Below are 25,341 nucleotides of genomic sequence, written 5' to 3'. Positions count from 1 at the left end.
AGTTGGGTTTGAGTAGCTGTAATTAAGGTAGCTAGAACATAGCATAGTGGCTGTTGCAGTTGAAAGATTAATAACATCGGATATTTTAAAACCAGGGCGTTACCTGGGTAATGAGCGTTTAGCTGTACACAAACCTTGGGATACGACAGCAATACGCTGGGTCTTAACGTACCCAGAAGTATATGAAGTCGGTGCATCAAATTTAGGGCATATCATCCTCTATAACATCTTGAATGCCCAACCGCGTCAATTGTGCGATCGCGCCTACCTCCCAGGAAAAGACCTAGCAGCCAAATTACGCGAAACTAAAACGCCATTGTTTGCGGTAGAGTCAAAGCGATCGCTCACAGAATTCGACATTTTAGGTTTTAGCCTCAGTTACGAACTGGGTGCAACTAATATCCTGGAAATGTTGGATTTGGCTGGAATTCCCTTGACATGGCGAGAACGCCAAAAAGCAGGGGAAGAATTTACCGATACCCAGTCCCAATTTCCGTTGATTTTTGCAGGTGGGCAAACAGCGACATCGAATCCTGAGCCTTATGCCGACTTCTTCGACTTTTTCGCCCTTGGAGATGGAGAAGAACTGCTGCCAGAAATTGGTTTGGTGTTGGAAGAAGGCAAACAAGCAGGATTGAGTCGGGAAAATCTGTTACTGGATTTGGCACAGATACCAGGCGTATATGTGCCCCAGTTTTACGACATGGCAGAGGATGGCTCAGTTCATCCGCGTCGCCCAGACGTGCCAAAACGAATTCTGCGACGGGTTGCAACTCCCATACCAGCATATTCCATTGGGTTAGTTCCCTACGTAGAAACAGTGCATGACCGCTTGACCATTGAGATTCGGCGTGGTTGCACTCGTGGCTGTCGCTTCTGTCAACCAGGAATGCTGACTCGACCAGCACGGGATGTAGAACCGGATCAGGTGGTAGAAGCAATTGAACAGGGTATGCGGGCAACTGGTTACAATGAGTTTTCCCTCCTATCTCTGAGTTGTTCTGATTATTTGTCCCTACCAGCAGTAGGGATGGAAATCAAAAATCGGCTAAAAAATGAAAACATTTCTCTGACTCTACCAAGCCAACGGGTAGACAGATTTGATGAGAATATTGCCAACATCCTTGGAGGTACGCGCCAAGGAGGATTGACTTTTGCTCCCGAAGCTGGAACTCAGCGGATGCGAGACATCGTGAATAAGGGTTTGACGAATGAAGAATTGTTGCGGGGGGTGAAAACCGCTTGGGAGCAAGGCTGGGATAAAATAAAGTTGTATTTTATGATTGGCTTGCCGGGTGAGACAGATGTTGATGTTTTGGGTATTGCGGAAACAGTCAGCTGGCTACAGCGAGAATGTCGGGGCAAAGGCAGAAAACCCCTAAACTTTAACCTGACAATTTCTAACTTTACACCCAAACCCCATACACCATTCCAGTGGCACTCAGTCTCTACCACTGAATTTAAGCGCAAACAAAACCTGTTGCGGCAAGAATTCCGCCGGATAAAGGGAGTGAAGGTAAATTTTACCGATGTCCGCATTTCGGCAATGGAAGATTTTGTGGGCAGAGGCGATCGCAATTTGGGCAAAGTAGTGCGCCGCGCCTGGGAATTGGGTGCAGGTATGGATTCCTGGTATGAAAATTTAGATCAAGCTTTTAGTGCTTGGGGGTCTGCGATCGCTCAAGCCGGTTTAGATTGGAAATACCGCCAAGTAGAAAATGGCGAATGGAATTTATTTCATATACAAGAGCAGAAGAGATCGGCAGATACGGAAAATACCCAACTCCTAACTCCTGTACAGACGCGATTAATCGCGTCTCTCCCCACTCCCCACTCCCTCAATATTTCCCTCCCTTGGGATCATATTGATACCGGAATTGAGAAAAAGTGGCTCCAAGAAGACTTACAACGCGCCTTAGAAGCTGCAATTGTACCCGACTGCTCTTTTGAAGGTTGTTCTCACTGTGGCGTCTGTGGCACCGACTTTGGCCATAACGTCGTGATTGAATCACCCGCTATCCCAAAATTCGCTGGCGAGTTTGTCCCCAATCCAACTAAGGCGCAACGACTGCGAGTTTGGTTTGGGAAACAGGGTAATATGGCTTTGATCAGCCACCTAGATTTAATCCGTCTGTTTGACCGAGTTGTGCGACGAGCCGGCTTACCAATCGCTTTCACTGGTGGGTTTCATCCCATGCCGCGAATTTCTGTAGCAACTGCTTTGGCTTTAGGGGCTACTAGTAGTGGTGAAATAGTCGATTTTGAGTTAACTGTGCCAGTAGAAGTTGATACTTTCCGAGAACAGTTGGCTCGTGAAATGCCCACAGACATACCTATATATAATGTGGAGCAGATAGATTTAAAAGCTAGTGCCGCGACCCAACTGCTGGAGTCCGCAGAGTATTTGATTACTGTAGCAACACTTGCAGAAACAACACCTATACAATGGCAAAACTGGATTGATATAATCAAAGCGAAAGAGGAGCTTTGGTACGAGCAAATAACAAAGTCAGGCAAGAGCCAGTTAATAAATCTGCGCGATCGCTTATTTGAACTGGAATTAGTAGAAACCTACAATAGCAAAGCAGAATCTATATCATCTGTGATCCGTTATCTAGGTAGCTATCGCCAAGATGGTTTGCTGTTGCGTCCCGAACAAATCCTGTTTATGCTAGAGACAGTGGCTAGTGTAGAATTTCAACTCCTACACATCCACCGCAATCGGCTAATTTTAGGGGTATAATCCCTGTAGGGCAGCTTGCTAGTAGTTGTCCTAACATGGCACATCGTAGGAATTGATTTTTAGCAAGGTTGCGTTAGAATGGGGTGAAGAGAAATTTTCTGGCGCTGCATTGAATTAGCTGGTTCACTACCCTGGTATTCAGGGGGCGAAAGCATACATATTAGAGTGTAACATCTAGGATTTTATCCCAGATAAACAAAAAGCAGATTAAAGAACACTCTCTCTATAGCTACCTTGTGAATCAGTAACTAACAGCAGGCTCGGTTAGCTTCTCTAAATCCATGCTTTTTAAACAACTGCTGAATGTCGAATCTACACTAGTACCCAAGAGCTAGTGCATTACTTTTCTAGAGTTGAAGCAACTGCCGTCGGTTATGCCGATTTGTAGACGTTCACAGACGCGCAAAGGGCGGCTTGCCATAGGCTAGGGCAGCTGAAGGCAGGGTCGCAGCTGGTGTTGCTGAGTATAACCCTAAGGATAAATCCGGGGAATGGAAAATAGAAATAGTTTCTTTTTCTTAACGACTTCAGTAGGTTACTCTCAAATCAAGCGTCCTGGGTTAAAAGCTAACTCCGGATTTAGAACTTTCAACTCAGAACTCTCTTGATTGAGCGTATTGGATCACGAATCAACCACGGACGGTTGATTTAATTGCTGAAACAATATGCAGCCGGGTAAAGGCTCTTAAGAGCGCCAATAGCTATTTAACTTAGAAGCTCAGATTTGCGATTTTTATTACCAGTAGCGCCTTTAGAGGGTTGTAGGGACAACAAAGGTATAACAAACCTCCATACCTATTGGTGCTGCCAGTTTTTGAGGAAATTGAATGCCAAAACAAATTATCATCGCGGAGCAGCACCAAATTGCTGCGGTTTTTTCTGAAGATCAAATACAGGAACTCGTTGTTGCTACGGGTCATCATCAAATAGGTGATATCTACTTAGGAGTAGTAGAAAACGTATTGCCTGGGATAGATGCGGCTTTTGTAAATATTGGCGACCCAGAGCGCAACGGTTTTATTCACGTCACCGACTTAGGGCCATTAAAGCTAAAGCGTACCGCAGCGGCAATTACAGAACTACTAGCACCACAGCAGAAAGTTTTGGTGCAAGTAATGAAAGAGCCAACGGGGACAAAAGGACCCAGGCTCACGGGTAATATCACCTTACCCGGACGCTACGTAGTACTGATGCCCTATGGTAGGGGCGTAAATTTATCCCGACGGATTAAAAGTGAAAGTGAGCGCAACCGCTTGCGGGCGCTGGCGATTTTGGTCAAACCGGCGGGAATGGGTTTGCTTGTGCGTACAGAAGCCGAAGGCAAGCCCGAAGAAGCGATTATGGAAGATTTGGAGGTGCTGCAAAAGCAATGGGAGGCTATCCAACTTGAAGCGCAGTCCACCCGCGCCCCAGCACTGCTCAACCGGGATGATGACTTCATTCAGCGCGTATTACGGGATATGTACGGCGCGGACGTGAATCGGATTGTCGTGGATTCCAGTACTGGTTTGAAGCGTGTGAAGCAGTACTTGCAGAATTGGAGTGGCGGTCAAACACCGCAGGGATTGTTAATTGATCATCACCGCGATCGCTCTCCAATTTTAGAATACTTCCGTATTACTGCCGCGATTCGAGAAGCCCTCAAACCGAGAGTAGACTTACCTTCTGGAGGCTACGTCATCATTGAGCCGACGGAGGCATTAACCGTAATCGATGTTAACTCAGGTTCCTTCACGCGATCGGCAACAGCTAGAGAAACAGTTTTGTGGACAAACTGCGAAGCTGCAACAGAAATTGCTCGCCAGTTGCGTCTGCGGAATATCGCCGGGGTGATCGTCGTTGATTTTATTGATATGGAATTGCGACGTGACCAACTGCAAGTTCTCGAACACTTTAATAAAGCACTCAAAGCAGACAAAGCTCGTCCCCAGATTGCCCAACTCACCGAACTAGGTTTAGTAGAACTGACCCGCAAGCGTCAGGGTCAAAACATTTACGAATTATTTGGTGAAACTTGTCCCACCTGTGGCGGTTTAGGACATACCGTGCGTCTCCCTGGAGAAATCGAAAACCGATTGCCAATACTATCAGATACACCAGAGCGTGAGCGTTTTGTATCCCTGCCTCACCGAGAACCACGTCAGCCATCTGCCCGCACCCCGGAACCACGAGAAACCTATGATGGATTTGGGGAAACATTTGACGGCGACTCGGAATTGGGCAACTTAAATCTGATCAATCATCCTAGTTATCAAGAGCTTAATGATAAGCGTCGTACCCGGACTCGCCGCAGTCGAATTGGCATCAATGGGTTAAACGGGAAAGATGAAGCTCGTGTTGTTGCCAATCCCCTGGCTTTTGTCAACGAGCCAGACTTAGACCTTGATGTGGAACCAGAACTAGGAGTTGCACCAGAGATCCCCTCACCCACCCTTGGTAAACCAGGTTGGAATGAAAGAGTAGAGCGCATTAAAGTTATCAAGGCAGAACCAATCAAACCTGTGGTAGAACCACCGGAGATTAGGACTGTAGAAATGAGCCTCCCGGAACAGGATATGTTTGCTTTGATGGGAATATCTCCCTTGGTGAAGTTAGAGCAAGAGGTTAAAAATACCAAGTCTGTGATTATTAATGTGATTCAGCCCGGTCAACTGCCAACAACCCCAACTGAATCAATCTCAGAATCAACTATTGCTCAAAAAGCAACACCTGAAATAACCGCTATTGTCCAAAAAGCAACACCTGAAATAACCACAAGCAAGATACCGGCACCAAAAGTTATTGAACCAGAACAAAAATCTTTGATCGAAGAGACAACCCAAGCATCGGAGTTGACTACGAATCCTTCGGCAGGCTTGTCGGCGATTGCCTCCGCTGCGATCGCCGATGAAACTGAAGCTGAAGCCAATAGTAGCGCCACTGCCAGCCGTCGTCGCCGCCGTCGTTCCTCCGCGATCGAGGATAATTAATTTGCTTTATGGTAGAAACATCGCCAGCACCCTTGGAAAAATCCAGTTGGCTGGAGTTTTCTACCTTGTCAGGGATTCCAGGGTTGGTTGCAGGTGTGGATGAAGTCGGGCGAGGTGCTTTATTTGGCCCTGTGGTGGCGGCGGCAGTGATCCTACCAGATCATGCTTTGCCAATACTGATGGCAGCTAAAATTAAAGACAGTAAAAAGTTGTCTAGTTCTCGTAGAACTCAGCTAGCGCAACAAATTTGTGGGCTGGCTATAGATTGGAAAATTGGGTTTGCTTCTACTGCCGAAATTGACAAGATAAATATTTTGCAAGCGACGCTGTTAGCAATGAAGCGGGCTGTGCTGAAGTTAAAGGTACAGCCTGCAATCTGCTGGGTTGATGGTAATCAGTCAATCAAAGACTTGCTAATACCGCAGCAAACAATAGTTAAGGGAGACGAGCGATCGCTCGCTATTGCCTCTGCTAGTATTGTCGCTAAGGTTTGGCGTGACGAACTGGTAGTGCGTCTAGCATTAAAATACCCTATGTACAACCTGGAGCGTAACAAGGGTTATGGTAGCCAGCAGCATTTGCTGGCTTTGCAAGAATACGGGTCTTCGCCTCTACATCGTCAGTCTTTTCGTCCTTGCCAAATCAAACGTCTGAGTGTTGAGTGATTAAATAATTACTCCGCATTCAGGATTGGCAACTCAGTATTTTCACTGTCAAATTCTCTATCTTTGGTTTGTGAGATCACCCAGTAGCGATAATCCGCCAAAAGTTGATTTAATAACCGTTGCTTGACCGACAACAGCACGCTTTTGAGCAACCCATTGCCAGTAGCTTCTAAAATCGGTTTAGGAGTGAAGGAAAATGGCGGTGGAAAATCCACCAGCACTTCTAAATCAGCTATTCCTTGCAGGCGCGTGCCAGTGCTAAACTCTTTGGGAGACAAATGCCCTTTTAAATTTAGAGTAAAGCGCTGGTTAATATACTCGAAACCCAGGATTTCACAGCCTAGCGATCGCAAATAAATAACCCCATTTGATTCTGCCCAGACTCTCATGTCTACAGTAGGTTGAATACTCAGTGACATAAAAGTTAGCGGACGCATTTTTAAGCGAAATACCTCCTCAGAAACCTGCTGAATCCGGCTATTATCAGCCAAAGCCTTAACCAGACGTTGAGGCTGACGCAAGTAGTGCTGAATGGGAATAGGCTGCTCTGGAACAGCGATTTCCACTGATTGGGAGGCAGTAAACTTGGTAGCCATGAATAGAAGGAAGTAATTGTTTGATACTTATATTATTGATTAATTTATTATGTTTATTTTTTTTAATTTAGATTAATTGAACTAGCAATTTCAACAAGAATTCCATCCAAATCACGGACATAAGCCACTGTTTGTCCCCAAGGCTTAACTTTGGCATCTACAACAACCACAGCACCAGCTTCTATGGCACGCGACAAAGCTGCTGCTATCTCGTCTGTTACAAAACCAACCTGAATACCAGCAGGTAGATTTAACAGACTGTTTTCTTTGAATCCTTGGGGGAGGTTAGATTTTGCAAGTTCATTTGAGGCGAAAGCGAGAGTTGTTCCCCCCGTTTGCATCTCGGCGTATTGTTTGCTCTCGTGAATAAACTGCTGTTTCAGTCCGAACGCCTTTTCATAAAAAGCGACCGATTGGGCAACATCCTTTACATAGAGAATTGTGTAGGAGAACTTCATAATCTTTATTTCTCACTGAACAACTACTGAAATTAAGCTAGTACATTTGCTCTACTTAGTCAAGCACCCAGACTATTGTACAGCTATAAACTCTATAATTAGACTACCTAAAAGACTGATACGTAATTAAATGAATCAAATTAAAGCAATATTCTCGGTCAATAAACAAAGGCTGGGTTTACTCACGATATAGTCTATAAATAAATTGAATAGATAACTAATAAACACATGACTATATCGATCGCACATTTAGGACCTCCCGGCACTTACACAGAACAAGCAGCTGTTCTTTATATCAACTGGTTGACTAAAAGTACGGGAGTTGAAGCTATGTTAAGTCCTTATCCCACCATCTCCCAGTCACTGCATGCCGTTGCTGATGGTCAAACCCACTTGGCTGTTGTGCCAGCAGAAAATTCTATTGAAGGGAGTGTTACAACAACACTAGATACACTTTGGCAGTTAGACAATTTGCGAATTCAGTTGGCTTTGGTATTACCCATTGTCCATACGTTAATTTCTTGCGCGTCTAGCTTAGATAAAATTAAAACTGTTTACTCTCACCCGCAAGCTTTGGCACAATGTCAGGGATGGTTAGAGCGGTTTCTGCCGACTGTAGAGATTATTCCCAGCAATTCTACAACCGAAGCACTACAGCGATTGGAACAAGAGACAACAAGAGCAGCGATCGCATCTAGTAGAGCAGCTCAACTCTACAACCTGCCGATACTTGCTAGTGGCATCAACGACAATCCAGAAAACTTTACTCGTTTTTGGGTAGTAAGTCAGGGTGAAGCGGACGCTGAATACCAGGCATCAACAACACCTACCAGTCACACATCGCTGGCTTTTAGTATGCCTGCCAACACACCCGGAGCATTGGTCAAACCTTTGCAAATATTTGCTCAATTAGGAATTAACCTCAGCCGGATTGAATCTCGTCCGACGAAGCGATCGCTAGGCGAATACTTGTTTTTCATGGATCTAGAAGCGGATGCCAAGGAAGCACAAATGCAATCTGCTTTAGCAGAATTAACTATCCACACAGAAATTTTAAAAATTCTTGGCGTTTACAATGTTTTGCCGATCAGTGCTGTTACTTGAAAAGTGAGGAGTTATCAGTTAGGAGTTATCAGTTAGGAGTTATCAGCTAGGGAATATAAATTCTAAGTTGTCAATCTTTTATTTTTTGTTATTTCTTTCTAACTCCTCATTCCTCACTCTTAACTCTTAACCCCTCACTTTTGATTAAATGTGTCTTTGAGAACAGCGCGAGCTGCCAAGTGATTCCGAGTAGAAGTTAAAATTTCTGCTTCCCGCTCTAGACGAGTTGAAGTATCTTGCATTTCTAGCAATAACTGCTGCTCTGCGGCAACACCGTAAAGATTACTTGCTACCCAATAAGATAATTCTGTTGGTAGATCAGGCAAATCTTCTGGCAGTTCGATATTTTGTTCGGTTAATTTGGCTGACAGACGCACAACATCTCGAAGTAGCTGTTCTACCTCAGAAGACAAAGGTCGCAAATCTTTAGTCGGTGGTTGGTCTTCAATCCACTCCACTAAGCCAACGCGGTATGGCTTTTCACGAACATACTCTAATACACGAAATCTTTGCTGCCCTAAAGTCAACATCTTGATCCGATCATCTGGCAGTCGCTGGTGATGAACGATTTCGGCACAGCAACCAGTGTTTGCAATTGTACCTTTGACTGGATCGAACATCAAAACACCGAACCTGCGATCGCTCTCCAAAATCGTGTTCATCATGATTCGGTAGCGAAATTCAAAGATGTTCAGGGGTAATGGTCTGGTAGGAAACAGAACTACTTCGGGTAACGGGAACAGAGGTAGTTCGCGAACTGCAATTTTAGAAGATGATGTCATTGTTATCTTGGTATAAACTTAATCTTAAAAAATAATTTTTCTCTGCTTTTCCCGTACTTTATCTACATTCTATCATTTGTTTACTAGCTAAATAAAAGCCCTGAGATATATTTCTTCAGGGCTATGTAAATATTAATAATCAATGACTAATGACTAATTAAAGTTTGACTTCGATATCTACACCCGATGGTAGATCCAATTTCATCAGGGCATCAATAGTCTTAGAAGAGGGCTGATAAATGTCAATAATCCGGCGATGAGTACGGGTTTCAAAGTGTTCCCGTGAATCTTTATCTACGTGAGGCGATCGCAGCACACAATAGATCCGGCGTTTTGTTGGTAAAGGAATTGGGCCTATAGCTGTAGCATTGGTACGGTTAGCTGTGTCTACAATCTTCTCGCAAGATGTATCTAATAAGCGCCTGTCAAAGGCTTGTAAACGAATTCTAATCTTCTGCTGCTGTAGAGTTGCCATCTTTAATTGTCCAGGTTCTGCGTAATTAGGTTAGTGGGAAATGGGGAGTGGGGAGTGGGGAGTGGGGAGTGGGGGAGACAAAATTGCTTGGCTTCTTCCTATTCCCTATTCCCTACTCCCTATTCCCTTTAATTAAAAAGGAAGAGAAAGGAGCAGAGAGGCATAACAAATACCATCTCTGCTCCTTCGTTATGAGCAAAAAGGTGCTACTTCAAAATTTTGGAGACGACACCAGCACCGATGGTGCGGCCACCTTCGCGGATAGCGAAGCGCATTCCTTGTTCAATAGCGATCGCGTTGATCAATTCTACTGTCATTTTGATGCGATCGCCTGGCATGACCATTTCGGCTTCGCTGCCATCATCAGAGGTGAAGGCTTTGATCGTACCAGTTACATCGGTTGTCCGCACGTAGAACTGGGGACGGTAGCCGGAGAAAAATGGAGTCTTACGACCACCTTCTTTTTCTGTTAAAACGTATACTTCACCTTCAAATTGAATGTGAGGTTTAATTGAACCTGGTTTGGCGATTACCATCCCCCGTTCAATATCAGCCTTCTGAATACCCCGGAGGAGTACGCCAGCGTTGTCTCCAGCCATACCTTGATCAAGACTCTTCTTGAACATTTCAATACCAGTTACGGTAGTGGCGCGAGTATCTCTGATACCAACTAGTTCAACGTTATCGCCGACTTTGACTATACCCCGCTCAATCCGACCGGTGGCGACAGTACCACGACCTGTGATTGAGAACACGTCTTCTACAGCCATCAGGAAGGGCTTATCAACATCCCGCTCAGGGGTGGGTATGAAAGAATCTACAGCGTCCATCAATTCGTAGATTTTGTCTACCCAAGGATTTTCACCCCGTTGAGTCTTGGGATTCTTGGTCATTACTTCCAGAGCTTGCAGACCAGATCCTTTGATAATCGGGATATCGTCGCCAGGGAAATCGTAGCTGGTAAGCAATTCTCGAAGTTCTAGTTCCACTAGTTCTAGGAGTTCTGGGTCATCCATCAAGTCTTCCTTGTTCAAGAAGACAACCAGACTGGGAACACCGACCTGTTTTGCCAACAGGATGTGTTCGCGCGTTTGGGGCATTGGTCCATCGGTAGCAGCTACTACGAGGATGCCACCATCCATCTGAGCAGCGCCGGTGATCATGTTCTTCACATAGTCAGCGTGTCCAGGGCAGTCTACGTGAGCATAGTGCCGACTAGCAGTTTCATACTCAACGTGAGCGGTATTAATGGTAATACCCCGCGCCTTTTCTTCTGGCGCGTTATCGATTTGGTCGTAACCCTTAGCTATAGCTTGACCCATAGCTGCCAAGGTCATGGTGATGGCTGCTGTTAACGTGGTTTTACCGTGGTCAACGTGGCCAATGGTACCTATATTGATGTGGGGTTTATTCCTTTCAAACTTTGCGCGTGCCATGAATGCTCATTTCCTTATTTTAACTAAGCGTTCCCTTTGCCTTTAGCAATGATTGCCTCAGCCACGTTGCGAGGTACTTCTTCGTAGCGACTAAACTCCATTGAGAAGATGCCCCTACCTTGGGTCTTCGACCGGATATCAGTAGCGTAGCCAAACATGGTCGCCAGTGGGACTTTGGATGTCACCTTAGCGAGTCCCTGTTCAGTGCTTTGGCTTTCAATGTGCCCCCGTCGGGCAATCAGGTCGCCAATGACATTCCCGATATAGTCTTCGGGAACTTCAACCTCAACTTTCATCATAGGCTCTAAGAGGACGGGTGAAGCTTTCAGCACAGCCTCTTTCATCGCCATTGAGCCAGCGATTTTGAAAGCCATTTCCGAAGAGTCTACATCGTGATATGACCCATCAATTAGGGTCGCTTTGACGTCAATCAACGGATATCCAGCGAGAACACCGGATTCGCAGCTTTCTTTCATTCCTTGTTCTGCTGGGCTGATGTACTCTTTAGGTACTGTACCGCCAACAATTTTGGAGACGAATTCAAAACCAGTACCGGGTTCTCCAGGCTCCAAATTGATCACAACGTGACCGTATTGACCTTTACCACCACTTTGGCGGATGAATTTGCCCTCAACTTTGCTCACAGCTTTCCGAATTGTTTCTCGGTAAGCTACTTGCGGCGCACCAACATTCGCTTCTACCTTAAATTCTCGTAACATCCGGTCTACTAGAATTTCTAGGTGCAGTTCTCCCATCCCTGCGATTACGGTTTGGTTGGTTTCCGGATCGACGTGGACACGGAACGTGGGGTCTTCTTCTGAGAGAGATTGCAGAGCCTTGGATAATTTATCCATGTCGTTCTTGGTTTTGGGTTCAACCGCCACCGAGATTACAGGCTCAGGAATGAATAGGGATTCCAGAATTACTGGCGATCCTTCATCACAGATTGTGTCACCTGTCAAGGTGTCTTTCAATCCCAGGGCTGCTCCCAAATCACCCGCTCGCAGTTCATCGACATCTTGTCGGTCATCTGCCTTCATCAGCACTAAGCGGGAAATCCGTTCTTTTTTATTCTTACTAGCGTTGAGGACGTAGCTACCCTTTTTCAACACACCAGAATAAACGCGAACAAATGTCAGGCGACCATAAGGGTCAGCCATAATCTTGAATGCCAGAGCTGCTAGGGGTTCGTTGTCATCAGCCCGTCGCTCAACAGTATCGCCATTTGGCAATAAGCCTTGAATTGGCGGCACTTCACTTGGCGCTGGCAGGTAATCGACAACGGCATCCAGCATTAATTGCACGCCTTTGTTTTTGAATGCCGAGCCACAAAGTACTGGTACGATTGTGCCAGCAACTGTGCCTTTACGCAGGGCAAGAGCGATTTCGTCTGCTGTCAGTTCTTCGCCCTCGAAGTACTTAGCCATTAGAGTGTCATCAGTTTCTGCCACTGCTTCGACTAGCTTGACGCGGTATTCATCTACCTGCGCTTGCAATTCGGCGGGGATATCCGTTTCCTGAATATCAGTTCCTTGGTCGTTTGCGTAAATATAGGCACGCAGTCGTACTAGGTCGATGATCCCTTGGAATTCGGTTTCACTACCAATTGGTAGTTGAATAGCGATCGCATTCGCCCGCAAGCGATCGCGCATCTGCTCGTGAACTTTATAGAAGTTCGCTCCAGTGCGATCCATCTTGTTGATGAAGGCGATCCGAGGAACTTTGTAGCGGTCTGCTTGCCGCCACACTGTCTCAGACTGCGGTTGCACGCCGCCCACAGAACAAAATACTGCGATTACACCATCCAACACGCGCATGGAACGCTCAACTTCAATTGTGAAGTCTACGTGACCCGGAGTATCGATAATGTTAATTTGATGATCTTTCCAACTGGTACTGATCGCAGCCGCAGTAATGGTAATTCCCCGCTCCCGCTCCTGCTCCATCCAGTCTGTGACGGCAGTTCCTTCGTGAACTTCGCCAATTTTATGAATTATTCCAGAGTAAAACAATATTCTCTCTGTTGTTGTTGTTTTGCCCGCATCTATATGCGCCGCAATACCGATGTTGCGTACTTTTTCTAGCGGGATCGTGCGTGCCACAATTACCTCCTATAGTTTTTGCCCCATGATATCTATCTTGTATATTACTCTTTGTTAAGATTCTATACTTTTGCGGAAAACCGCCTTTTTTTTGTAAATCTACGATATACCGCTTCGGGAGGGCGATATATCGTTTTTCTACTTAGTAACGATAGTGTGCAAATGCTTTGTTAGCTTCCGCCATCCGGTGCGTTTCTTCCCGTTTGCGAATGGCATTTCCAGTTTCGTTGGCAGCATCCATTAACTCATTTGCCAATTTGCTTGCCATTGTCCGGCCTGGTCTAGACCGGGAATATTGCACTAACCAACGCAGTGCTAGGGTAGTACCCCGTTCTGTACGCACTTCCATTGGTACTTGGTAGGTTGCTCCGCCAACTCGCCGAGCTTTTACTTCTACTAAAGGCGTGGCATTTCGCACCGCTCTTTCAAAGGTTTCTAAGGCAGCGCTACCAGTGCGTTCCTCAATAGTTTTCAATGCATCATAAACAATCCGTGCGGCAAGCGATTTCTTGCCATGACGCATGATCCGCCTGATAATCATGCTCACAAGGCGACTGTTATATACGGAATCAGACGGAACTGGGCGCCTTTGAATAACACCACGACGAGACATACTTCACCTTTAATTCGGAATTGGCAACGAAATTATATGCTATCAGACACCGGAAACTAAAAACGGTGCAACCCAACCCTCAGACTTCCTGAATTTTCTTCGACTGTTGCAGCGAGGCTGATCTATTGACTGCCAATTTTTGATTTTTGAATTTTGGATTAAGAGTTTTGGTTATATGCCCCTACCCTTGCGGTTGGAACAAATCAAAATTCGAGAATCTTCAAGCCCTATTCCCTTTTGGGTCGGGTAAATCCAAAATCGCAAATCGCAAATCTAAAATTGTTTGACTTGCTACCTGCAACTAAATACTTAAGGCGACAAGATTATAAACTTTTAATGTCCAGATGAGAATTTTGCTGTGGGTTACAGCGTTCTCCTCAGAACTTCTACACTTGCTCGCTTAGTGTAGGTTGAAACAGACTTTAGTAGCCTTCATAACTGCTGTTAGAACACAGGCGGCGATCATTTTTTGTCCTTGAGCGCTTTTAAGGCAGACGATTAATCGTGTTGGGTGCGATTAATCGCCTAATCCTATTTTTTCGCTTCTTTAGGCCGCTTGGTTCCATACTTGGAGCGGCCTTGCTTGCGGTCTTTGACTCCGGCTGTATCTAAGGTGCCACGGATAATGTGGTATCTCACGCCTGGTAGATCCTTAACCCGACCGCCACGAATCATCACAACTGAGTGTTCTTGTAAGTTGTGACCAATCCCTGGAATGTAAGCTGTGACTTCAAATCCAGAGGTAAGTCTGACTCTTGCTACTTTGCGTAGAGCGGAGTTAGGCTTTTTTGGTGTGGTCGTGTATACTCTGGTACAAACTCCCCGACGTTGGGGACATTGTTTCAGAGCCGGGGACTTGGTTTTCTGACGCGCTTGTTCGCGCTCATTACGTATTAGCTGCTGTATTGTTGGCATGAGTTACAGCGCGTAAAGCTGCTTATGGTCTAAGTTTTAACAAATCCTGATTATATCGTTTTTTACTGCTTTATGTCAATTGTTATTTTTCATTTGTTTGACCAATGACTAATGACTCAAGGAGAAGGAATTGCCACAGCCACAGGTAGCGATCGCCTGGAGGTTGTGGAAGCGAAAACCACCACCCATTAAGTCTTCTGAATAATCAACCCTCAAACCGTTGAGGTAATTTAAGCTTGCGGCATCTATGACTACTTGAATCTCATCCAAGTCGAAAACCTGATCGCCAACTTTTATTGCTTTATCGAAGGACATATCATAAAAGAACCCAGAACAACCACCTGGTTTTACTGCCAATCTAAACAAGACATTTGGTTGCTGCTTGGATTTTATTCGCCCAATTTCACTCGCGGCTGCTTGACTCAGATGAATCATGGAACTCGTTTTTTTACAATTGAATACACCATCTTCATTTTACAGATGGGTTGACCCGCGCTATCTCCCTGTGCCAAATCACTGAACCCATGAGCGCGATCGCTATTACTACATTTATAGCACTAATATGCTTCAGTCCCCACCTAGTTAAGGTGGGGACTTCTGGGGTGCACTGTTTACCAAAGAGGGTTTGCACAAAAATGTATTCAGTTTTTGGATTAAAGCCTTTAGAGCTTTAATAACGTTCTTTTAGTTTTAATCCTTGGTACGAGCATAGTCATCTTGGTAGCGAATAATATCATCTTCTCCCAAGTATTCGCCATTTTGCACTTCAATCAACACCAAGGGGATTACGCCAGGATTCTCTAAACGATGAGATGTACATTGAGGTACATAGGTTGATTCATTATTGCTCAGTAGTACTTCTTGTTCACCACAAGTTACCCTAGCTGTACCAGAGACAACAATCCAATGTTCACTGCGGTGGTGGTGCATTTGTAGACTGAGGCGGTGTCCGGGCTTAACTTCGATGCGCTTGATTTTGTATCCGCGCCCTTCTTCCAAAACTGTAAAAGCACCCCAAGGACGTAACTCTGTTGCAGCAACGCCTCTGGAAGTGATAGCTGGAGGTAGGTGTAGAGTCTCAGTCTGTGTAGTTTCTTGATATCGAGCCATAGTTACCTCATTTGGAGACATAACAAACCGTTGGTACTCTTAACTATTGATAAAAATTCTGGCACTATCTTGCAACGTTAGAAATTAGCAATTTTGTCGCACCTTGATAAACATAACAAAATCAAACGTTATGGTGTAAATCATCACTACTAAAACTCTGATGTCTACACGAAGTCTTCATCAAGCAAAATGACAGCTTGTTCTAAACTTTAAGAAAAGTATTGGGCATGGGGCATTGGGCATTGGGCATTGGGCATTGGGCATTGGGCATTGACGATTGAGTTTTTTCCCTATTCCCTATTTCCTATTCCCTATTCCCTCATTATCGTGGTTGCAGGAAAATACCAATGCCATTATGAACACGAGCGGCGGTACTAGGCGATCGATTGAGTAATTGCCCTCCTAAGTAAAGGCTGGTAGAACTACCACCGTCCAAATTTAGGGCATCCACACAGCCCATGAGTTGCATCAATTGGGCATGTTCCGCTAAGTTAGGGCCATAACCGCCAGCACGATTATGTATGGCAGTAATCATTAGTGTGCCTGTTGCCGTTGTGCAAATACCGCTACGAATAGCCTTTTCTGCAATAAAGGCATTGCTGAATTTTTCGGCTTTGGCATCAAGGACAATTTGACGATTTTGGACTAATAGCGGCCCAGCTCCGATAATGTAGGGATAACGACTAAAATCAGCCGGAGCAGTGGCGCTAGAAATGCGTACTGCGCTTCCAATAGGTAACTGTGAGGCAGCACTAGCAGCATTGGCGCGTAAGGTTAGCACGTAGCCATCCTGGGGAATGGGAACCGCTATCCCACCAACTTTGCCCCCTGGTAACTGTTCAGTAATTTGGTCTTTCTCTACCACGAGAATGATTTCGTTGTCTGTCAGGGGCGTGTAAGTTGATCCCCAAGCTGGGGTGTAACGAGCAATACCACTCTGGACGTAACCACTGTTGAGGAACAGAATTGGTAGGCGCTGGTCATTTGCTGTGATTAAAGTTTCTTCTAAAGTAAGACGACCGAAGTAAAATTGGCCAGAATCATTCCAAGCGATCGCACCTCGGTTGAGAATGGGGCCTGATAACCACTGACTATCCCGACGAATCGCACCCAATGGCAATCTGTTATTGCGGTTAAAATAACCACCATTAATTCCAGCTACCGCTAAGTAACGTTGTGCTGTTTGAATTAAGGGAGCAGTACCCGCAAGCCCATCAGCACTAGCCCATATAGGTTTCAACGTTAGCCCAAATTTACGGGGATTAACTTCTAACCAGACCACAGGAAAGCGGTTTGTGCCTAAGTTGACATAATGCTGTCGCCAGCGCATTCCTGGGGCCCAAGTAATATCTCGTTCTTCTAAAGGATCGGGTCGAATATCGATAATCAGGCGATTGGGGTTAGCGACAGTACTAACTTGAGGCGATAAACCAAAGGGAACGCTCAGACTAATAATCGTTTGGTTTTTCACCACCTTCACTTGTTGAATCAGTGGTTCCGGGGCTGGTGCTGCTGGTATTGGTTGTGTTGGTGTAACTGGTGATAATTGTTTGAGCAGATTTTGCAGCAATGTTGGTGGTGTTGGTGGTGCTGCTGGTAGCTGGGGAGTATAGCGTTCGATCAAAACAGGATCGGCTATTCCATCCAGGGTAATTGTCCACTCCCGATTTGGCGGTACAGTGGATTTGGGAGTTAGCGTGTCTGGATCAGAGGATGGAGTTTGGGGTTTTGCGATCGCTAATCCTTCTGTAACTTGCCAGGGAGTTGGACGATCTAAATTGACAAGAATCCGAGCCTGTTGTAAAGGAGTAACACTCGCGTCTGAAGGTTGCTGGCTCTGAATAATATTTGTCACTTGTGCCTTTGGGGTCGCAATCACCAAGGTGTTGCCATTGGCTTGGATTTGCCATCCAGATGTTTGAGCAAAGTTAGTAATGTCCAGATAGCGATATGCTCCTAGTAGTCTGGTGGCTAAAACCACTGGCTTTATCACCGACGAAAACCACTGTATTGGTTGTTTCGCCCAATTACTACTGTTTAAGAAATTTACTCCTATTAATTGCCTGAATGCCCCGTCACTGAGATGAGTTGTTATTTGACCAGATTTTCCAGGTCGCTGCAACCAAGTTCCTGGTAAAATACGCCCATTCAGGGAAATTTGATTACCAGAGGATGCCACACTTGTTAAAGGAGATGCAGGTAACTGTGAGGTTAACCTGGGTATTGATTTGATGGTTTTCGGCGACTCCTGGGCGTTGGTAACACAGGTAGTAGTTAAGCACAGTGCTGTCAAAAGTATTGGTGACACAGTAGCCCGAAAAAACCTGCGATGCCTGCGGCGGGCGGAGCGATCGCTATTCCCCAATTGCCAACAATTCGGCATTTTTACCATAATTTACTAGGTACTTTTGAAAAGTATCACCCAAGGTATAAACTAACTAATTATTTGGAAATATAAAAAAACATCGCTTTGTTTTTGAAAAACATGGTATTATATATATTGGCTTGTTATCTCTTTTAAATATAAATAACCATTTAGGCGCTAAGTCCACTCTAACCAAGTGTTTGAACTGGCACTAATTTCAACCACCCTATACACGGTAGTCTTGGTTATCAAAACTGGATTAAGATATTCAATCCTGACTGAAGGTTGCAATTGTTGCTAGTTCAGTCAGGTCTAGTTAAATAGTCAGATGTGTGGCAACTGGTAAGCAGCAAAACTTTAGACAACAACAATATTTGGGAATTGTCAAATGGGTATATATTGTAATACGCTGATCTTATTGCTGGATCAGGATGAATTTGGTTTTAAAACATAGTACAGCATTCAGTTTTAATTTTGTTTCAGGTGAGCCGAAATAGGCTCTAGGAGTAGCTAGCGTGCATCTGGAAAAAGGGGATTGAGAAAATACTTAGCTTCACAATATAAAAAAGAAACTGTCAGGGCAAAAATAATGTCTTGGCTAATTTAACTTGTCTAGCACCGCATAAATACATAAAAAATACGTAAGTATTTTAACATGGGTGAACTAATAAAGTAGAACCGAAGTTAAAATTTTTTTCCCTAAATTTCGGTGGTTATATATTTCTCCGTCGCTAAATTTAGAAATTTTTTCCCACAATGTAGTGGCAAAATTGGTAACTCAATACTTCAGGAACAGGGTATGAATAATAAACCGATCAATCAAGACCAGAAAATCACCGCAAAGATCAACTCAACAGATACCTATCAGGGGCAAAAGTGGTTAGTAGAGGAACGAGATGCCTGTGGTGTCGGTTTTATTGCTCATCGCCAGAATCATACCAGCCACGAAATTATCGAAAAAGCCTTAGCTGCTTTAACCTGCTTAGAACACCGGGGAGGTTGTAGCGCTGATCAAGACTCTGGTGATGGTGCTGGAGTATTGACAGCTATCCCTTGGGAGTTGTTCCAACAAGATTTTGCCCAAAGGGGGAAGGAATTTCCATCCACCAATAATATAGCTGTGGGGATGATATTTCTACCACAAGACCAGGAAGCAGCACAAAAAACTAGGAGGACTGTTGAGCAAGTAGCTGCTGAAGAAAAATTAATTGTGCTGGGTTGGCGAGTAGTGCCAGTGCAAACTGATTTACTGGGGGTACAAGCAAGAGAAAATCAACCCCAAATTGAACAAGTTTTGTTAGCTTCTGTTGACAAAAGTGGCGATGAATTGGAACGACAGTTGTATATTACCCGCCGCCGCATTAGTAAAGTTGCGACCAATATCTCAGAAGAATTTTATATCTGCTCCTTGTCAAATCGCACAATTGTTTACAAAGGCATGGTGCGTTCCGCCGTATTGGGCAGCTTTTATGACGATTTAAAAAATCCAGCTTACAAAAGCGCCTTTGCTGTGTATCACCGCCGCTTTAGTACCAATACAATGCCCAAGTGGCCTCTAGCTCAACCGATGCGGCTTTTGGGTCACAACGGCGAAATTAATACCTTGTTGGGTAACATCAACTGGATGATGGCACGAGATGCTAGCTTAAATCATCCAGTATGGGGCGATCGCATTCAGGAACTTAAGCCATTAGTTCATATTGATAATAGCGACTCAGCTACCCTAGACAACGTACTAGAATTGCTGGTGTGTTCTGGACGCAGCCCCTTGGAAGCTTTAATGATTATGGTTCCAGAGGCTTACCAAAATCAGCCTTCTTTACGTGACTCTCCAGAAATTGTTGATTTCTACGAATATTACAGTGGTCTGCAAGAAGCCTGGGACGGGCCAGCACTTTTAGTATTCAGCGATGGCAAAAAAGTTGGTGCAACACTAGATCGTAATGGTTTAAGACCAGCTCGTTATGTGATTACCAAGGATGACTACATTGTTGTAGCTTCCGAAGCTGGTGTAATTGATTTCCCAGAAGCCGATATTGTCGAGAAAGGTAGACTCGGTCCAGGGCAAATGATTGCCGTGGATTTAGTCAACCATGAAGTGCTAAAGAATTGGGAGATTAAGCAGCGCATCGCCAAACAGCACCCATATGGTGAATGGCTGCAACAGTACCGTCAAGAACTTAAAGAAATTGTCAGTAGTCAGTTGTCAGATGTTAATGGGAATGGATATCTGGCTGCTGAAAATGGTAACGGGCATAGTACAACTGAGAAAGTAGACAAACAAAGCTTGCTTCAGTTTCAAACTGCCTTTGGTTACACCACAGAAGATGTAGAAATGGTGATTCATCCAATGGCGATCGCCGGTTCAGAGCCCACTTTCTGCATGGGGGATGATATTCCTTTAGCAGTGCTGTCACAAAAGCCCCACCTGCTTTATGACTATTTCAAACAGCGCTTTGCTCAGGTGACAAACCCAGCGATCGATCCCCTGCGGGAAAAGCTAGTAATGTCTCTGAAAGTGGAACTGGGTGAGCGGGGTAACTTATTAGAACCCAAGCCAGAATATGCTCGGAGATTAAAACTTGAGTCGCCACTGTTAACAGAGGTAGAGTTGGAGGCAATTAAGCTGTCAGGTTTTGCCACAGCCGAGTTGTCAACCCTATTTGCGATCGCCACTGGCCCTGAAGGATTAAAAGCCGCAGTTCAATCTTTACAAGCACAAGCAGCTGAGTCAGTGCGGGCAGGTGCAAAGATTTTAATATTAAGCGATCATCGGATCAATGACGGTATCAGCACAGAATCCACCTACATTCCTCCCCTGTTAGCAGTGGGTGCCGTGCATCACCATCTGATTCGTGAAGGGTTGCGAATGAAAACATCCCTGATTGTCAATACTGCTCAATGCTGGAGTACCCATCACTTTGCTTGTCTGATTGGCTATGGTGCTGGCGCAGTTTGCCCGTATATGGCTTTAGATACGGTGCGTGATTGGTGGTCTGATCCCAAAACTCAAAAGTTAATGGCTGTTGAGAAAATTGCAACCCTTACCCTAGAGCAAGCTTTAGGAAACTATCGCAAAGCAGTAGAGTCAGGTTTGCTAAAAATTCTCTCCAAGATGGGAATTTCTCTGCTCTCCAGCTATCAAGCAGCCCAAATCTTTGAAGCTATTGGCATTGGTGGGGATTTACTAGAACTAGGATTCCGTGGTACGACTTCCCGTATTGGTGGTTTGAGTGTTAGCGAACTCGCTGATGAAGTGCTTTCCTTCCACAGCAAGGCTTTCCCAGAACTGACTAACAAGAAGTTAGAAAACTTGGGCTTTGTGCAATACCGTCCTGGCGGCGAGTACCACATGAATAGCCCCGAACTGGTCAAGGCGCTGCATAAGGCTCTAGATGGCAAAAACTACGACCACTACGAAGTTTACAAAAAGCATCTCCAAGGCAGACCGGTAACAGCCTTGCGAGACTTGCTGGACTTCCAAGGCGATCGCTCCCCAATTGCTCTAGAAGAAGTAGAGTCGGTAACTGAAATTGTCAAACGCTTCTGCACCGGTGGGATGTCTTTAGGTGCTTTGTCAAGAGAAGCCCATGAAACTTTAGCGATCGCGATGAATCGCATTGGCGGTAAATCTAACTCTGGGGAAGGCGGCGAAGACCCAGTGCGCTATGTAGTTCTAGATGATGTAGACGAGTTTGGTCACTCGCCAACCCTACCTCATTTAAAAGGATTGCGGAATGGTGATAAAGCTTATAGTGCCATTAAGCAAGTTGCATCGGGACGCTTTGGTGTCACACCAGAGTACCTAGTCAACGCCAAACAAATTGAAATCAAAATTGCCCAAGGTGCCAAGCCTGGGGAAGGTGGACAACTACCAGGACCGAAGGTAAGCCAATACATTGCGATGTTAAGGCGATCGAAGCCAGGTGTGACGCTGATTTCGCCACCACCTCACCACGATATTTATTCTATTGAAGACTTAGCACAACTGATTTTTGATCTGCACCAAATTAACCCCAAAGCAAAGGTATCGGTGAAGCTAGTTTCAGAAGTTGGCATTGGCACGATCGCGGCTGGTGTAGCTAAGGCAAACGCTGATATTATCCAGATTTCTGGACATGATGGTGGTACAGGTGCATCGCCACTAAGTTCGATTAAACACGCTGGCTCACCGTGGGAACTGGGTTTAAGTGAAGTGCATCGCGTCTTAATGGAAAATAGTCTGCGCGATCGCGTGATTTTACGCGTGGATGGCGGACTCAAGAGTGGTTGGGATGTGGTAATAGGTGCATTGATGGGCGGTGAAGAATTCGGTTTCGGCTCCATCGCCATGATTGCCGAAGGCTGTATTATGGCGCGAGTTTGTCACATGAATACCTGCCCTGTAGGTGTTGCTACTCAGAAAGAAGAACTCCGCAAGCGGTTTACAGGAATACCGGAACAGGTTGTCAACTTCTTCTACTTCATCGCCGAAGAAGTGCGTAGTTTGTTAGCCCGACTAGGTTATCGTTCTTTATCAGAAATCATTGGACGTGCAGATTTGTTGAAACTGCGCCCAGAGGCAAAACTCACCAAAACGCGATCGCTGAATCTCGACTGTTTACTTCAGCTACCAGATAGCAGAGACAATCGCAGTTGGTTGCTGCATGAAGAAGTCCACAGCAACGGCGTGGTTTTAGATGACAAATTTCTTGCCGATCCCGATATTCAAGCTGCCATTCGCAACCAATCTACTGTCACCAAGACTTACCCTATTGTCAATACTGACAGAACAGTGGGTACAAGATTAGCAGGTGCGATCGCTTCTCAATACGGTGACAGTGGCTTTGAAGGACAAATTAATCTCAACTTCACAGGCAGTGTTGGGCAAAGCTTTGGTGCGTTCAACCTCCCCGGCATAATTCTGAGCTTGGAAGGAGAGGCAAACGACTACGTAGGTAAAGGGATGCATGGTGGTGAAATCATCATCAAACCTCCAACGGATGCTATCTATAAAGCAGCACAAAACGTGATAGTTGGCAATACGTGCCTCTATGGTGCTACTGGTGGCATATTATTTGCCAACGGACTAGCAGGAGAACGCTTTGCTGTGAGAAACTCCAAAGGCATAGCAGTGATTGAAGGCGCTGGGGATCACTGCTGCGAATATATGACTGGTGGTGTAATTGTCGTCCTTGGCAAAGTAGGACGTAACGTAGCAGCTGGAATGACTGGTGGACTGGCATATTTCTTGGATGAAGACGACTCATTTCGTGAGTTAGTCAACCCGGAAATTGTCAAAATGCAGAGGGTGATTACAGAAGTAGGTGCAAAGCAACTGCAAGAGTTAATCCAAACTCATGCAGAACGCACTGGTTCACCAAAGGCGAAAAAGATTCTGCAAAACTGGCCAGAATTTTTGCCGAAATTCTGGCAGTTAGTTCCACCTTCTGAAGCTGATAGTCCAGAAGCTAATCCCGAAAAAACAACTGAGTTCAGTTTAGTGACTAGTCATTAATAACTATAAGAAGGAGTCAGAAGACAGAATTCACAATTCAGAATGCCCCAGCCTAAATTTACCCCTCAAAAAGGGGTAGAGAGAAATATATCCCCCCTTTTAAAGCTACGGTGTATACACAAGTCTGAAATAGCTTACTCACCTAGTTTTTCGTGTCAGTTTTACCCCACCCTAACCCTCCCTGATGGATTGGGGAGGGAACTAGTACCGCAAGGCGGAAGTCACTCATTCAAAAGTCAAAAGTCAAAAGATTGATATATCAAGGCTTGTGCCTGTTTGAAATGGTAGGTTTATTTACGCCGCGTTGTACTAGACTCCTGTTTCCCCCCTTAAAAAGGGGGGATCTTCACTAACTGATTCAGAAATAATGCATTTTAACCAAAAAATATAATTTTAGTTTTTAGCCAATTACTATTGACCAATTACTCATAATTAATAATTATTACTTTTTGTGAGTGAGCAACTTTTGATCTGTATCTTGGATTTCTAAAAGTTCAGGAATAGTAACAAAGCGATAGCCTTGCTTTCTAAAATTGCTAATAATTTCTGGTAAAGCTTGTATAGTTCTAGAACGGTTCCCACCACCATCATGCATTAGCACAATCCCACCAGGTTTTGAATCTTTAATCACGTTATTGATCAACTTTGGTACAGCTGGCAACTTGTAGTCTGTGGAGTCAGCCGACCACATCACCACAGTATATTTCTCTCCTTTAGCATAAGCAGCTAATCCATTGTGCAGGATGCCCCCAGGCGGTCGGAACAGATTTGTTTTAGCACCTGTAACCTGATAAATTAGGTCTTCTGTGCGATCAATTTCAAAAGCAGCTGCTTGTGAATTAAAGAAGTGATACCAGTGATGCCAAGTATGATTGCCAATGACGTGACCTTGAGCAACAATCTGCTTTCCTATCTCTGGATAATTTTTCAGGTTCTGCCCGACGACAAAAAACGTCCCTTTGATATTATTTGATTTCAGAATATCTAGCACTTGCTCTGTGGTTTGAGGCCAAGGGCCATCATCGAAGGTGAGAGCAATCACTTTCTCACCCTGAGTGAGTTTTGCAGCATTAATTATTGCCCCTTGAAAACGTGGTGGCACTAGGTAGGATAGTCCCTTTGTTTGAGCTTCTTGCTGCCAACTTGTAAGCATCGCCGCCTTTAATTTCTCAATGCGCTGCTGAGTTCCTACATTTGCAGTTACATCCTTGACATTTATACTTTGTCTATTCTGAGCTTCCGAAGCATTTGGCCTTAGAAGCATCATGAAAGCAAGGCTAAAAACACCACATAAGGCAAGCAACGCAATTAATATTCCTTCTGGCCACAGAAACGACTTATTGTTTTCCACCTCATAGCTCCTTCAAAAATCGAACCATCAACCACGGTTATGACGGTACGTTATAGCACATTTTTTTAGATATTTAGATACAGTTACTTTCTGGTAATCCCGAAAATTTGAATTGAGACTAACAGAAATTCACAGATGAAACTTTTATAGCAAGACTTTC

Annotated in this window: 17 protein-coding genes; 5 read left to right on the top strand and 12 right to left on the bottom strand. The window is 44.8% G+C overall.

The window, feature by feature from the left end; translation table 11 throughout:
- Positions 1-46: 46 nt before the first annotated feature.
- The 3 genes from V7L05_RS33650 to V7L05_RS33640 all read left to right on the top strand — a co-directional run bounded on the left by V7L05_RS33650 (position 47) and on the right by V7L05_RS33640 (position 6,377).
- A complete protein-coding gene (locus V7L05_RS33650; protein WP_335170604.1) occupies positions 47-2,743 on the top strand; it encodes a TIGR03960 family B12-binding radical SAM protein in 2,697 nt (898 codons plus the stop codon).
- Between the two features lie 827 nt (positions 2,744-3,570).
- Entirely contained in the window at positions 3,571-5,712 is a 2,142-nt protein-coding gene (locus V7L05_RS33645) for an Rne/Rng family ribonuclease (protein ID WP_335170603.1), read from the top strand.
- A gap of 8 nt (positions 5,713-5,720) precedes the next feature.
- Complete coding sequence (locus V7L05_RS33640) at positions 5,721-6,377, top strand: ribonuclease HII (RefSeq protein ID WP_335170602.1); 657 nt, start codon at positions 5,721-5,723, stop codon at positions 6,375-6,377.
- Positions 6,378-6,385: 8 nt separating this feature from the next.
- On the opposite strand, the gene V7L05_RS33635 is transcribed toward V7L05_RS33640, so the two are convergent.
- On the bottom strand, positions 6,386-6,973 hold the full coding sequence (locus tag V7L05_RS33635) for a DUF1997 domain-containing protein (RefSeq protein ID WP_335170601.1): 588 nt from the start codon (positions 6,971-6,973) through the stop codon (positions 6,386-6,388).
- Positions 6,974-7,035: 62 nt separating this feature from the next.
- A complete protein-coding gene (locus V7L05_RS33630) occupies positions 7,036-7,431 on the bottom strand; it encodes a VOC family protein (protein ID WP_335170600.1) in 396 nt (131 codons plus the stop codon).
- Between the two features lie 228 nt (positions 7,432-7,659).
- Between V7L05_RS33630 and pheA the strand changes: the two genes are divergently transcribed.
- Positions 7,660-8,535: a prephenate dehydratase gene (gene pheA, locus V7L05_RS33625; protein ID WP_335170599.1), complete on the top strand. Its 876-nt coding sequence runs from the start codon at positions 7,660-7,662 to the stop codon at positions 8,533-8,535.
- 134 nt (positions 8,536-8,669) lie between these two features.
- On the opposite strand, the gene V7L05_RS33620 is transcribed toward pheA, so the two are convergent.
- From V7L05_RS33620 to V7L05_RS33580, 9 genes are all read right to left on the bottom strand, one after another.
- A complete protein-coding gene (locus V7L05_RS33620; RefSeq protein WP_335170598.1) occupies positions 8,670-9,317 on the bottom strand; it encodes an LON peptidase substrate-binding domain-containing protein in 648 nt (215 codons plus the stop codon).
- A 157-nt stretch (positions 9,318-9,474) separates the two neighbouring features.
- Entirely contained in the window at positions 9,475-9,792 is a 318-nt protein-coding gene (gene rpsJ, locus V7L05_RS33615) for a 30S ribosomal protein S10 (RefSeq protein ID WP_008232935.1), read from the bottom strand.
- 206 nt (positions 9,793-9,998) lie between these two features.
- A complete protein-coding gene (tuf, locus tag V7L05_RS33610; RefSeq protein ID WP_335170597.1) occupies positions 9,999-11,228 on the bottom strand; it encodes an elongation factor Tu in 1,230 nt (409 codons plus the stop codon).
- A gap of 23 nt (positions 11,229-11,251) precedes the next feature.
- Positions 11,252-13,330 (bottom strand): elongation factor G, encoded by a 2,079-nt coding sequence (gene fusA, locus V7L05_RS33605; protein ID WP_335170596.1) that lies wholly within the window; start codon positions 13,328-13,330, stop codon positions 11,252-11,254.
- Positions 13,331-13,472: 142 nt separating this feature from the next.
- Complete coding sequence (gene rpsG, locus V7L05_RS33600) at positions 13,473-13,943, bottom strand: 30S ribosomal protein S7 (protein WP_292831101.1); 471 nt, start codon at positions 13,941-13,943, stop codon at positions 13,473-13,475.
- A 531-nt stretch (positions 13,944-14,474) separates the two neighbouring features.
- Entirely contained in the window at positions 14,475-14,858 is a 384-nt protein-coding gene (gene rpsL / locus V7L05_RS33595) for a 30S ribosomal protein S12 (protein WP_012410236.1), read from the bottom strand.
- A 108-nt stretch (positions 14,859-14,966) separates the two neighbouring features.
- Positions 14,967-15,293, bottom strand: a complete 327-nt coding sequence (locus V7L05_RS33590; protein WP_335170594.1) for a HesB/IscA family protein — start codon at positions 15,291-15,293, stop codon at positions 14,967-14,969.
- Between the two features lie 255 nt (positions 15,294-15,548).
- Positions 15,549-15,968, bottom strand: coding sequence for a cupin domain-containing protein (locus tag V7L05_RS33585; RefSeq protein ID WP_292762000.1), 420 nt, complete (start codon positions 15,966-15,968; stop codon positions 15,549-15,551).
- Between the two features lie 322 nt (positions 15,969-16,290).
- A complete protein-coding gene (locus V7L05_RS33580) occupies positions 16,291-18,360 on the bottom strand; it encodes a phosphodiester glycosidase family protein (protein ID WP_442937893.1) in 2,070 nt (689 codons plus the stop codon).
- A gap of 772 nt (positions 18,361-19,132) precedes the next feature.
- On the opposite strand from V7L05_RS33580, the gene V7L05_RS33575 reads away from it, so the two are divergent.
- Positions 19,133-23,830 (top strand): glutamate synthase-related protein, encoded by a 4,698-nt coding sequence (locus V7L05_RS33575; RefSeq protein WP_335170592.1) that lies wholly within the window; start codon positions 19,133-19,135, stop codon positions 23,828-23,830.
- A gap of 442 nt (positions 23,831-24,272) precedes the next feature.
- On the opposite strand, the gene V7L05_RS33570 is transcribed toward V7L05_RS33575, so the two are convergent.
- The gene (locus V7L05_RS33570) at positions 24,273-25,181 is read right to left on the bottom strand and encodes a polysaccharide deacetylase family protein (RefSeq protein ID WP_335170591.1); all 909 of its coding nucleotides are present in this window, start codon (positions 25,179-25,181) and stop codon (positions 24,273-24,275) included.
- Positions 25,182-25,341 lie beyond the last annotated feature (160 nt).

This window comes from Nostoc sp. (genome assembly GCF_036917755.1).
Taxonomy (GTDB): domain Bacteria; phylum Cyanobacteriota; class Cyanobacteriia; order Cyanobacteriales; family Nostocaceae; genus Nostoc.
Note: the sequence above shows the minus strand (reverse complement) of the source record. Positions and strands in the feature narration are given on the sequence as shown.

Bases quoted from the DNA above. Each gene is read 5' to 3' on its own strand.
- V7L05_RS33645 (WP_335170603.1), top strand. From the start codon at position 3,571: ATGCCAAAACAAATTATCATCGCGGAGCAGCACCAAATTGCTGCGGTT.
- V7L05_RS33640 (WP_335170602.1), top strand. From the start codon at position 5,721: ATGGTAGAAACATCGCCAGCACCCTTGGAAAAATCCAGTTGGCTGGAG.
- V7L05_RS33635 (WP_335170601.1), bottom strand. From the start codon at position 6,973: ATGGCTACCAAGTTTACTGCCTCCCAATCAGTGGAAATCGCTGTTCCA.
- V7L05_RS33630 (WP_335170600.1), bottom strand. From the start codon at position 7,431: ATGAAGTTCTCCTACACAATTCTCTATGTAAAGGATGTTGCCCAATCG.
- pheA (WP_335170599.1), top strand. From the start codon at position 7,660: ATGACTATATCGATCGCACATTTAGGACCTCCCGGCACTTACACAGAA.
- V7L05_RS33620 (WP_335170598.1), bottom strand. From the start codon at position 9,317: ATGACATCATCTTCTAAAATTGCAGTTCGCGAACTACCTCTGTTCCCG.
- rpsJ (WP_008232935.1), bottom strand. From the start codon at position 9,792: ATGGCAACTCTACAGCAGCAGAAGATTAGAATTCGTTTACAAGCCTTT.
- tuf (WP_335170597.1), bottom strand. From the start codon at position 11,228: ATGGCACGCGCAAAGTTTGAAAGGAATAAACCCCACATCAATATAGGT.
- rpsG (WP_292831101.1), bottom strand. From the start codon at position 13,943: ATGTCTCGTCGTGGTGTTATTCAAAGGCGCCCAGTTCCGTCTGATTCC.
- rpsL (WP_012410236.1), bottom strand. From the start codon at position 14,858: ATGCCAACAATACAGCAGCTAATACGTAATGAGCGCGAACAAGCGCGT.
- V7L05_RS33590 (WP_335170594.1), bottom strand. From the start codon at position 15,293: ATGATTCATCTGAGTCAAGCAGCCGCGAGTGAAATTGGGCGAATAAAA.
- V7L05_RS33585 (WP_292762000.1), bottom strand. From the start codon at position 15,968: ATGGCTCGATATCAAGAAACTACACAGACTGAGACTCTACACCTACCT.
- V7L05_RS33580 (WP_442937893.1), bottom strand. From the start codon at position 18,360: ATGGTAAAAATGCCGAATTGTTGGCAATTGGGGAATAGCGATCGCTCC.
- V7L05_RS33575 (WP_335170592.1), top strand. From the start codon at position 19,133: ATGAATAATAAACCGATCAATCAAGACCAGAAAATCACCGCAAAGATC.